13 protein-coding genes are annotated in these 10,196 nt (G+C 66.8%); 6 read left to right on the top strand and 7 right to left on the bottom strand.

Going from position 1 to position 10,196, the window contains the following annotated elements:
• Window positions 1-3 precede the first annotated feature (3 nt).
• The 6 genes from FB562_RS10525 to FB562_RS10500 all read right to left on the bottom strand — a co-directional run bounded on the left by FB562_RS10525 (window position 4) and on the right by FB562_RS10500 (window position 4,761).
• Window positions 4-345 (bottom strand): flagellar basal body rod protein FlgB, encoded by a 342-nt coding sequence (locus FB562_RS10525; protein WP_141881264.1) that lies wholly within the window; start codon window positions 343-345, stop codon window positions 4-6.
• Window positions 346-577: 232 nt separating this feature from the next.
• Entirely contained in the window at window positions 578-913 is a 336-nt protein-coding gene (locus tag FB562_RS10520) for a hypothetical protein (RefSeq protein ID WP_141881263.1), read from the bottom strand.
• Between the two features lie 3 nt (window positions 914-916).
• Window positions 917-1,426: a flagellar export chaperone FliS gene (locus tag FB562_RS10515; protein WP_342777296.1), complete on the bottom strand. Its 510-nt coding sequence runs from the start codon at window positions 1,424-1,426 to the stop codon at window positions 917-919.
• Window positions 1,423-2,808 (bottom strand): flagellar filament capping protein FliD, encoded by a 1,386-nt coding sequence (gene fliD / locus FB562_RS10510; RefSeq protein WP_141881262.1) that lies wholly within the window; start codon window positions 2,806-2,808, stop codon window positions 1,423-1,425. The genes FB562_RS10515 and fliD overlap by 4 nt, the downstream gene beginning before the upstream one ends.
• A 136-nt stretch (window positions 2,809-2,944) precedes the next feature.
• Window positions 2,945-3,796, bottom strand: coding sequence for a flagellin N-terminal helical domain-containing protein (locus FB562_RS10505; protein ID WP_141881261.1), 852 nt, complete (start codon window positions 3,794-3,796; stop codon window positions 2,945-2,947).
• 143 nt (window positions 3,797-3,939) lie between these two features.
• Window positions 3,940-4,761, bottom strand: coding sequence for a sigma-70 family RNA polymerase sigma factor (locus FB562_RS10500; protein ID WP_141881260.1), 822 nt, complete (start codon window positions 4,759-4,761; stop codon window positions 3,940-3,942).
• 430 nt (window positions 4,762-5,191) lie between these two features.
• On the opposite strand from FB562_RS10500, the gene flgN reads away from it, so the two are divergent.
• The 4 genes from flgN to fliW are packed head-to-tail and all read left to right on the top strand — an operon-like array spanning window position 5,192 to window position 8,420.
• Window positions 5,192-5,674 carry a flagellar export chaperone FlgN gene (gene flgN, locus FB562_RS10495; protein ID WP_141881259.1) on the top strand — a complete coding sequence of 161 codons (483 nt, stop codon included), beginning with the start codon at window positions 5,192-5,194 and terminating at the stop codon, window positions 5,672-5,674.
• Between the two features lie 8 nt (window positions 5,675-5,682).
• Entirely contained in the window at window positions 5,683-7,098 is a 1,416-nt protein-coding gene (gene flgK, locus FB562_RS10490) for a flagellar hook-associated protein FlgK (protein WP_141881258.1), read from the top strand.
• A 3-nt stretch (window positions 7,099-7,101) separates the two neighbouring features.
• Window positions 7,102-7,986, top strand: coding sequence for a flagellar hook-associated protein FlgL (gene flgL / locus FB562_RS10485; protein ID WP_141881257.1), 885 nt, complete (start codon window positions 7,102-7,104; stop codon window positions 7,984-7,986).
• Window positions 7,983-8,420: a flagellar assembly protein FliW gene (gene fliW / locus FB562_RS10480; RefSeq protein WP_141881256.1), complete on the top strand. Its 438-nt coding sequence runs from the start codon at window positions 7,983-7,985 to the stop codon at window positions 8,418-8,420. Before flgL ends, fliW begins: the two co-directional genes overlap by 4 nt.
• Before the next feature lie 18 nt (window positions 8,421-8,438).
• Here fliW and FB562_RS10475 read toward each other — a convergent pair whose 3' ends face one another.
• Complete coding sequence (locus tag FB562_RS10475; RefSeq protein WP_141881255.1) at window positions 8,439-8,954, bottom strand: DinB family protein; 516 nt, start codon at window positions 8,952-8,954, stop codon at window positions 8,439-8,441.
• A gap of 43 nt (window positions 8,955-8,997) precedes the next feature.
• Here FB562_RS10475 and FB562_RS10470 point away from each other — a divergent pair, with 43 nt between their 5' ends.
• Window positions 8,998-9,306, top strand: coding sequence for a DUF2470 domain-containing protein (locus FB562_RS10470; RefSeq protein WP_246081459.1), 309 nt, complete (start codon window positions 8,998-9,000; stop codon window positions 9,304-9,306).
• Window positions 9,307-9,425: 119 nt separating this feature from the next.
• Window positions 9,426-10,067, top strand: a complete 642-nt coding sequence (locus FB562_RS10465) for a biliverdin-producing heme oxygenase (protein ID WP_141881253.1) — start codon at window positions 9,426-9,428, stop codon at window positions 10,065-10,067.
• The last annotated feature ends 129 nt before the right edge of the window (window positions 10,068-10,196 follow it).

Raw genomic sequence — 10,196 nt, 5'->3', positions numbered from 1 at the left:
GCGCTAGCTGGTCCTGATGGCCGACCTGATGCTCGTGAACTGTCCTTCGATGGAGCGCGCGGCGAACTGGTACCGCAGCACGGTGTCGATGTTGGAGAGGGTCTCGGTGTCGAGGTTCACGTTGTTGCCGTTGAGCTGTGTTGGCTCGAGCGAGTCTGCGGTGGTGGCGGTGACCGCCCCGTCGCCTGCTTTCACTGAGCGCGCGAGGGCGTCTTCGAACAGCACCCGCTTGGCCTTGTAGTCGGGGGTGTTGACGTTGGCGATGTTGTTGGCGATGGCGCGCTGGCGCGCCGAGAGTCCGTCGAGGGCGCTGCCCATCGCGACGGAGGTCACCGAATCGAACACGGTCGTCCCATTTCATGGTTGTGACATGAGCGGCCGATCCATGGCCTGACGATGAGCGATCCCTGCTCATTCCCTAGCTATCGGCATTCGCCGGCGGTCCGTTAGGAGACCGCAGAACAATCTGTCTGGAGGTGTCGCACAATGCGTCGCACAACGCGTCGTGGAGTGCGCGAGGTGTCCGCCGAGAGACCAGGCAGAAAGAGATGCCGGATGCTCCGGCGTGCGGCTCTCGTCAGCCTGCGACGTCGAGATAGACGGCGGCTTCGCGCTGCTGCATGTGCGGCACGGTCTGCAGTGCGGCGAGGTGGCGCGCGGTGTCTCTGCGGCGTTCCTCGAGGCGGGCGACGGTGGCGCGCTGCGCGTCGAGGATGGCGCGGGCGCGGTCGACAAGTTCTGGCGGCAGGCTGCCGAGGCCCGTTGGCGCGACCCAGTCGTTGCCGCTCAGTTCGCCCAGATCATCCGGCTCGCCCAGTTCGTCGGCGAGTGCGAGTTCCTGTTCGAGCGCGTCGAGCGCCTCCGACCACGCCTCGAAGGAGGTGGCGGTCAGTGCGGCGGCGTCGTGCGGCATGGTTCAGGCCACGCCGAGCGTTCCGCCGAGGTGCGTGATGGGCGCCGTGACGGGCACCATCTCGGCGGCGGCGTGCCAGGTCTGGCGCAGCGGTTCGAGCAGCGAGATGCAGACCCGGGTGCTGTCGACGTCGCGGCGCGTGTTCGAGTAGATGAGCGCGCGGTTGACGAAGGTGTAGATGCCGAGCAGGTCGTGCGCGCCGTCCCAGTCGTCGATCTTGAGTGACGAGGTGAGCTCGGCGACGATGTCCTGCGCGTGCAGCAGGTGCTTGCTGGCGGACTGCCAGTCTTCGACGTCCTGGGCGATCTCGGCGCGGCCGAGGTCGAGCAGCAGCCTGTCGTAGAGCATGGTGAGGAGTCGGGCGGGCGAGGCCGAGAGGATGGCGTCGCGGTTGAAGGCTGCGCGGCGAGCGTCGGCGGCAGGGCTGCTCTGCCCCATGGCGCTCATGGCTTCGCGTCCTGTCGTGAGCGGCTGGACCTCTCCGGTGGCGTGCTCGGGCATCGTCATGGTCATTTCGTGTTACCTCCGTACGTCGGGAGTGAGGCGATCTGCGAGGTGAGCCAGGCGGACTGCGAGTTGAAGGCGCCCATGCGCACTTCGAGGGCGGCATAGGTGCGCTCGAGGGTGCTCTGCCGCTTCTCGAGGCGCAGGTCCCACGCTTCGATCTGGTCGTTGTATGTGCTGACGAGCTTTTCCTGACCATTGATCTTGGATGTCAGGAGGCCGTCGTATTTGTCGGACTGCGCGGTGGCGGTGGTTGCGACGCGGTCGGCGAGGCCGGCCATGGCCGTTTCGACCTTGGCCGGGTCGGATGCGAGCGCGGCCGCGAACTTCTCGGCGTCGAATTCGATCGTGCCCGTCTTGGTGATGCTGATGCCGATCTCAGACGGCGAGTGGCCGTTGATCGGCATGGTGATGGCGGAGAGCAGCGCCTGCTTGGCTCCCCGCACGGTGCTGTCGCCCGTGAAGATGCCGCCCTTGGCGGTCGAATCGCTTCCGCTGCCAGCGGTGGTCACCTTCGAGCGACTGTCGATGAAGATGAAGATGTCGGTGAGCGAGGCCACGAGGTCCTTCGCGACCTTCGTGGCGGCTTCACTGTCGCGGGCCACCTCGATCGTGACCGGATCGGTGCTGGTCTTCGTGACGTTCACGTCGACTCCGGGCAGCAGCGCCGTGAAGGTGTTGCTTGTCGAGGTGACGCTCTGCTCAGCGCCGGTTCCTCCCCACAGGGTGATCTTGGCGTCCTGCGCCTGCTTCACCATTGCGGCGCCGGGGGCGGCGAGCAGATCGGTGGCGGTGCCGCCGTCGACCTCGGCTGCGCTGCCCTGGTAGATGCTGAAGGCAGCGTCTGCGCCGGTCGTGGCGGAGGTGAGCTGCAGCCTGAAGAGCGGGTCGCCGTTGCCATCGGCACCCGAGGCGACCTTCACGGCCTTCACCCCGGCATCCGAGGCGTTGATGGCCCGCACGACGTCGTCGAGCGAGGCGGATGCGGGGCTCAGTTCGGTCTGGGTGCCGTCGGCGCCCACGATGGTGATCGGCCCGGTGCTCGGCCATTCGGTCAGTGCGGCGGTGACGGCCGACTGCGACTGGGCGAGGGCGTCGACCGTGAATTCGAGCGACCCGGCCGAGGCTCCCGTGCCGACGGATGCGGTGACGGCATCCGTGCTGCTGGTGGCCTTGTGCAGGTCGAGGGCTGCGGGCTTCGCCGCCGTCTTGGCCAGCTCGGCGAGGGAGGCGATGCGGGTGTTGAGCGCCTGCAGCACGGTGACGGTGCTGCTGGTGACGGTCGCCTTGTTCTTGAGCAGGGTCTGCGGGATCGCCTCAAGCTGCATGAAGGAGGCGATGAGGTCGGCGCTGTTGAGGCCGCTGGCGAGGCCCGGGAGGGTGATGCCCATGGTGTCCCTCCTTTCAGAAGGCGATGCGAGACGTACGGATGCTGATGTTCCGGTGTGAAGAACACCCGGCGGCGACCGCGCGCGGAGGTCCAGATCCTCGCGCGGCCGCCACCGAGTGTGGCTTTACCTACCGCGCCTAGCCGAGGAGCTGGAGAACGCCCTGGTTGGACTGGTTCGCCTGCGCGAGCATGGCGGTACCGGCCTGCGACAGGATGTTCGCACGCGTGTAGTTGACCATCTCCGACGCCATGTCCGTGTCGCGGATACGCGACTCGGCCGCGGCGAGGTTCTCCGCCGAGACGTTGAGCGAGTTGATCGTCGACTCGAAGCGGTTCTGCACGGCACCAAGGCTGGCACGAGACGTCGAGATCGCCTTGATGGCGGTGTCGATCGTTCCGATCGTCGTTGTTGCCTCGGCCGCAGTCGAGACGAGGAAGCCCCCGGCCGCGGCGGCGTCGGAGAGCGTTCCAAGGGTCGTTCCAACATTGCCGAGGGTGACCGAGATCACGTCGTTCGCGGTGGCACCTGCACCGACCTGGAACGACAGAACGCCAGCAGTACCGGCTGTACCGTCCAGCAGCTTGATGCCGTTGAAGTTCGTGGCACCGACGATGCGGTTGAGCTCCTGGCCCAGCTGGTCGGCCTCACCCTTGATCGCGAGACGCGAGTCGGTGTTGTTGGAGTCGTTACCACCCTGCACCGCGAGGTCACGCATGCGCTGGAGGATGGAGTGGACCTCGGTCAGGGCGCCTTCCGCGGTCTGGATGACCGAGATGCCGTCCTGGGCGTTGCGAGCCGCGATCTTGGAGCCGCTGACCTGCGAGCGCAGGCCCTCGGAGATTGCCAGACCTGCTGCGTCATCCGCTGCACGGTTGATGCGGAGGCCGCTCGAGAGCTTCTCAAGCGACTTCGACAGGTCGTTCTGCGTGTTGGACAGGTTGCGGTACGAGTTGAGCGCCGCAACGTTGGTGTTGATCTGCATACCCATGATGTTTTCCTCCGTGATGTGGGTGATGTACGCCGGCCCATCCGTGGTCCGGTAACCCTAGCTATCGGCCGTCTCGCGACATCCGTTAGCCGGGGGGTCTGTGAATCTTTTCAGTTGTGAGTTCGTGCCGCCAGTGCGTGTTGCTACGAGGCGACCGTGTTGTTCAGCCCGATCGGCCCCGCGACCATTCTGCTCATCCCGGCAACCGCCTGGTTCGCGAGACGTGCGAGGTAGGCGTTGCGGCTGGCGGCTGACACCCTCGACTCCGCCTCGTATTCGGCGTCGGGGTTGTCGGAGTAGTGGGTGCCGAGGCCGTCACGCAGCAGACGGATGGCCTCCGAACGCTGCTGGGAGACGGCCGAGTGGGTGATGCCCAGCTCCTCGGCGATCTCCTTCACCGGCCGGTCGTCGAAGTAGACGGCGGTGACGATGTGGCGCATCTTCTCCGGAAGCGCCTCGACGGCGGCACGCAGGTAGGCGGTGCGCTCCTCCTCCAGGAGGCTCTCCTCCGGAAGCGCCGTGTCGGCGATCATGGTGTCTGCGGTCATGTCGTCGAGCGTGGTCACGGTGCGCGAGGCATCCGCCATCGCTTCTGCCGCTGTGTCGCGGTCGACGCCGAGGGCCGCCGCGATCTCGTCGACCGAGGGGCTGCGGCCGAGGCTCGCGGTGAGCGAGTCCTGCACGAGCAGGGTCTCCTTGATGCGCTTGCGGGTGCCGCGGCTGGCCCAGTCGCCTGCGCGCAGCTCGTCGGCGAAGGCGCCGGTGATGCGCTTGCGGGCGAAGGCGCCGAAGGGGATGCCGAGGCTCGAGTCGAACGACTCGGCCGCGGTGATGAGGCCGATGGCGCCGACAGAGGCGAGATCGTCTCTCGACAGATGAGTGGCGCGAGCGCACAGCTCCGACACCAGGTAACCCACCAGTGGCAGGTTGTCGATCACCAACTGGTTTCTTTCAATGCGGTTCAACAGCAGGACCCCCGTTGTGCAGCAAAACTAAATGGAACAGAACGCGGGTAAGCGTGGTGGTGCAGTACTACTCATGTGATCGTGCCGGCTGATGCAGAAGTTTCGGGCCTCGGCGCCTGCCGTGATCGCTCGATCACCTTTTTCTGGCCGTCACCGCCAGGTTGACCTTCGAATCGCTTCGACTGCCATAGCGCAAACACTATGAGGTTGTACGCAACAAAAGGCGTCCTGCCAGGTTAAATCTTTGTTCACCTGCCCCCCCTCCGGGGGAACTGCTCCCCACAACTGGGGGAGCATTACAACGGTGTAATTCGCTCGTTTTTGAGCGCATCCGTGTCTTACGCAGCGGCTAGCCTTGCCGATAGTGGCCAGTGACCCGCACAGACCGTGCAGGCGACACGAGGCAATGCCGACAGGAAGCAGGGGAGCGATGGGCGCGAATGAGGTCTCCGCCATCCTGTGGCGCGAACGCGAGCTTCTCGAACTGCTGCTCTTCAAGCTCGAAGAGGAGCAGTTGCTGCTCACGGCAGGTAAGGCCCGCTGGCTCTCGCACGCCACGCGAGAGGTCGAGCAGGTTCTCGAGCGCCTCCGCGACTCCGGCCTGAACCGCGCCATCGAGGTCGCCGCCCTCGCCGAGGAGTGGGGCGCCGGCTCCGATGCATCCCTGCGCGAGCTCGTCACCCACGCCCCCGAGGGCCCCTGGGGCGAGATCTTCGACAACCATCTGCGGGCCATGACCGAGCTGACCGCCGAGATCCAGCAGCTGCGCGACCTCAACGAGCAGTTCCTGCGCTCCGCCCTGCGCTCCACGCAGGAGACCCTCGCAAGCCTGTCGCCGGATGCCGGCACCTACGACTCCAGCGGAACCGCCAGCAGCGGCGCCGACGCCCGCCTGATCGACAAGAGACTCTGAGCAGCCCTATGAGCACATTCAGCGGACTGAACACCGCCTACACCGCCCTCACCGCCGCCCGGCTGGGGCTCGACGTGGTCGGCCAGAACATCGCCAACGCCAACACGTCCGGCTACACCCGGCAGCGCATCACCACATCGTCCATCGGCGGGGTCGCCAACACGGGCGTTCTCTCGAACGGCATCCGCGTCGGCCAGGGTGTCTCCACCGAGGGAATCGCCCGCCTCGGCAACATCTTCCTCGACGCCAAGGTGCGCACGACCACGGCGAGCGCCGGCTACTGGGGCGTTCAGGCGAACGCCATGGCCTCGCTCGAGGCGACACTGCAGGAGCCCGGCGAGAACGGCCTCTCCGCCCAGCTGCAGGACTTCTGGGCCGCCTGGCATGACGTCTCCAACCGGGCCGGCGAGCCGGCGGCCGCGGGGGTGCTGCTCGAGAAGGCGGGCGTGCTCGCCTCCCAGATCGCTCGCGGTTACACGGATGCCGAGACCCAGTGGTCGCAGTTGCGGCAGCAGGCAGACGGCATGGTCGCCGAGCTCAACAACGCGGGCGTCCAGCTCGCCGATCTCAACAAGCTCATCCGCTCGACCCAGAACGCGGGCGGCAACGTCAACGAGATGCTCGACAAGCGTGCCGATCTCGCCACGACCATCGCAACCCTCTCGGGCGGCGTCGCCCGCGAGAACGCCGACGGCGAGTACGAGGTGCTCATCGGCGGCAACCCCCTCGTCTCGGGCGAGACCTTCAAGCCTGTGAAGACGAGCGGCAGCTATCTCATGCGCGACGGCGACCCGATCCATCTCGAATGGGCGCACCGCCCGGGCGCGATCGCCCTCAGCGGCGGCGAGCTCGGCGGCGCACTGGCCATGCTTGCTCCCTCCGACGGCAGCCAGACGGGCGGCGCCATCGCCGAGGCGGCCGAGTCGTACAACTCCCTCGCCCAGCTGCTCGCCGACAAGGTCAACATGGTGCACCGCACGGGCGAGAGCAAGTCCGGGGCCACCAACCTCGACTTCTTCGGCTTCTCCGCGGGCATGCCCGCCGCACTCGGCCTCAGCGTCGTGCCGACATCCGTCGACGGCATCGCCTCGGCCCTCCCCGGGGCCGGCGGCTACAACGGCAGCGTGGCAGACCAGCTCGCGCAGCTCGGCACCGCCCGCGACGGCGCCGACTCGCTCTGGTCGTCGATCGTCACCGGAATCGGCGTCGCCTCCCGCACGGCGGCCCAGCAGTCCGGCCTCGCCGATCTCGCCGCAGGCTCCGCCATCGGCTCCCAGCTCTCGCACTCCTCCGTCGACCTCGACGAGGAGAACGTCAACATGATGAGCTTCCAGCTCGCCTATCAGGGTGCCGCGCGCGTCATGACCGCCGTCGACGAGATGCTCGACACCCTCATCAACCGCACCGGCCTCGTCGGAAGGTAAGCCATGATCACGCGCACGACATCCAATCTGCTGATGCGCAATGCTCAGCAGAACCTCGACCTGAACAAGGCCGCCCTGGGCCGGCTTCAAGATCAGGCCTCCAGCCTGAAGAAGATCGGCAAGCCCTCCGACGACCCCACCGGCACGGCCAGTTCGCTGCAGGTGCGCGCCGCGCAGCGGGCCACCGAGCAGTACTCCCGCAACATCTCCGACGGCGACGGATGGCTCAGCACCGTCGACTCCACTCTCATGGGGGTCGACAGCCTCCTGAACCGCGTGCGCGATCTCACCGTGCGCGGCGCCAACGACGGCTCCATGTCGCCCACCGCCAAGGAGGCCATCGCCGTCGAACTCGAGGGCCTCAGCTCCGAGCTCCTCACCCGCGCCAACTCCCAGTATCTGGGCCGCTCCATCTTCGCCGGCAGCTCGGATGCGGGAGTCGCCTTCAACCCCGACTACAGCTACACGGGAGCTGCGGGTGCCACGGTCGAGCGTCGCATCGACGCCGTCACCACCGTGCGGGTCGACGCGAGTGGCGACGAGGTCTTCGGAACCGGAGCGACATCCGTCTTCGCCCTCGTCGACAACATCGTGGCCGACCTGCGCAGCGGCACCAATGTGAGCACCCGGATCGGGGAGCTCGACACACGCCTCGAGGCCGTTCGTGGCGCCCAAGCCACCATCGGAGCGCGACATTCGCAGATTCTGAACGCCAAGGAGACGAACGTGAACCAGACGGTCGCGCTGGAGATCCAGCGCTCCGACGTCGAGGACCTCGACCTGGCCAAGGCCCTCATCGACCTGCAGGTGCAGGAGCTGACCTACCAGTCGACGCTCTCTGTGACAGCCCGCGTTCTGCAGCCGACGCTGATGGACTTCCTGCGATGAGCACCGCACAGGCCATCGGCCGCCCCGTGAACACACGCCCCGCCGGTGCCCGCCCGAACGCGCCCATCGCCGAGCTGCGCTTCATCACGCCGCCCCCCGGCTTCGCCCCGCACACCGACTTCCTGCTCACGCCCGTAGCCGGTGCCGTCGGCCTCTTCACCCTGCAGGCGCCGGGCGGCCCGCGCATCTTCGTTCTCGATGCCGGCGTCTACCTGCCCGCCTACTCCCCCGAGCTCAGCGACGAACAGGCCGACGAGATCGGCCTCACCTCCGCCGACGACGCCCTCGTGCTCGTCGTCGCGAACCCCGGAACCGACGGCACCACGACCACCAACCTGATGGCGCCCATCGTCGTCAACTCGCTCGACGGCCGCTGCGCCCAGTTCATCCTCGACAACCAGAAGTGGCCGCTGCGGGCATCCCTCGGCAGCTGATCCGCAGTCGAGGCTGAGCTACCTCACATCCCAGAGGTGGTGCAGCGAGTCGTGAATCAGGTACTTCGCGAAGGTGTCGATCGTGAAGCTCGCGCCATCGCTGCGGCGACCCGTGCGACCCCACGCCTGGTTGTCGACCGAGTCCAGCAGCGCGGCCATCTCTGCGGCTGCGGCGACCAACTCGCGGGCTACAGTGCCCGGATCCTGCTCGCCGTAGCGCTCACGCACGGCCGTCTCGTCCTGATCCCAGTCATCGAAGACCGGGTCGACCTCGTCGAGCATGAGCTGCAGCCGCGCACGGAACAGGCCGAACACGTCACGCACATGAGCCGCATACTCCAGGGGCGACCAGGTCGTGTCATTCGGCCGCACCGACGCATCCGGATGCCTCAGAATGGTCGGCCACGCATCCGCATTCGAGCGCACCATCTCCGCGACATCGCGCGAGCTGAAGGTGGAGGCGTCGAAATGGCATTCGGGGCACGGGCGCTCCAGCACCCAGGTCCAGTTCTTCGTGTCAGGTGTGATGGGCATACCCCATAGTCGCGCAGAACCGGCACCGGGTACCGTATGTTTCGTGCCAACTTCACAGAACACCTTCACCCCCGACGTCATCGCCGCAGTGCTCCACCACATGAACGACGACCACAGCGACGACAATCTGCTCATCGCGCGCGCCTTCGGAACACCGGATGCCGAGTCGGCGACCATGATCGACCTCGACCAGCACGGCGGGCAGTGGACGTACAGCGCCGCCGGCCAAGCGCAGGCACTGACCGTGCCCTGGACGGCCGAGATCTCGGAGCGCGCCGAGATCCGTCGAGAGATCGTCGTGCTCTACGACAAGGCCTGCGCGACGCTGGGCGTGTCGCCGCGACCGCACTGAACTACCTTTTCGGGGTTTCAGGCCACGGTTTCGGGTCACAGTTACGCAAATGTGCTGACAACGTGTCAGTAACCCGCTACTATATTAGGGTTGCCTAACCCAATCTTTGGAGACCCTTCGTGACCGTCATTCCCTTCTCCCAGGCCCTCCGCGAGCGCACCTGGACCAGCCACGGCCAGAGCGAGGGTGCGGGCTTCATGACCGACCTCATGAAGGGCACCGGCACGCGTGACGACTATGTTGCGCTCGTCGCCCAGCACTTCTTCATCTACGAGGCGATCGAGGCGGCCGCCGCCCGCCTCGCCGACGACCCCATCGCATCCGCATTCATCACGCCGCAGCTCACACGCCTGCCCGCGATCGAGGCGGACCTCGAGTTCCTGCTCGGCGCGGACTGGCGCGCACAGATCACCCCGCTGCCCACCACGCAGCGCTACGTCGACCGCGTGAACGAGGTCGCCGACTGGACGGGCGGATTCATCGCCCACCACTACACGCGCTACCTCGGCGACCTCTCGGGCGGGCAGCACATCTACAAGGTCATGCAGCGCCACTTCGGTTTCGACACGAACGGCGTCGGCTTCTACATCTTCGACCAGATCGCGTCGCCCGCCGAGTTCAAGAACGAGTACCGCGAGCAGCTGGATGCTGTGGACTGGTCGCCGGAGGAGCGCGAGCGCGTCATCGACGAGGTTCTGCTGGCCTACCGCTTCAACACGGAGCTCTTCGAGGACCTCGCGGCGGCAAAGGCCGCCGCCTAACGGCGACCGCGCGCCCACTCCCTCCCCCTCTCGCCTCTCGCCTCTCCGCCGCCCGCGCGCCCCTCGCCACCGCGCCCGCTCCACCTCTGCGCTGCACCGCGCCACTCGCGCCTGCGCTCAACAGGAGAT

The sequence above is a fragment of the Homoserinimonas aerilata genome, from assembly GCF_006716125.1.
In the GTDB taxonomy this organism is placed as follows: Bacteria; Actinomycetota; Actinomycetes; order Actinomycetales; family Microbacteriaceae; genus Homoserinimonas; species Homoserinimonas aerilata.
This window is presented reverse-complemented; position numbering and strand designations above follow the sequence as displayed.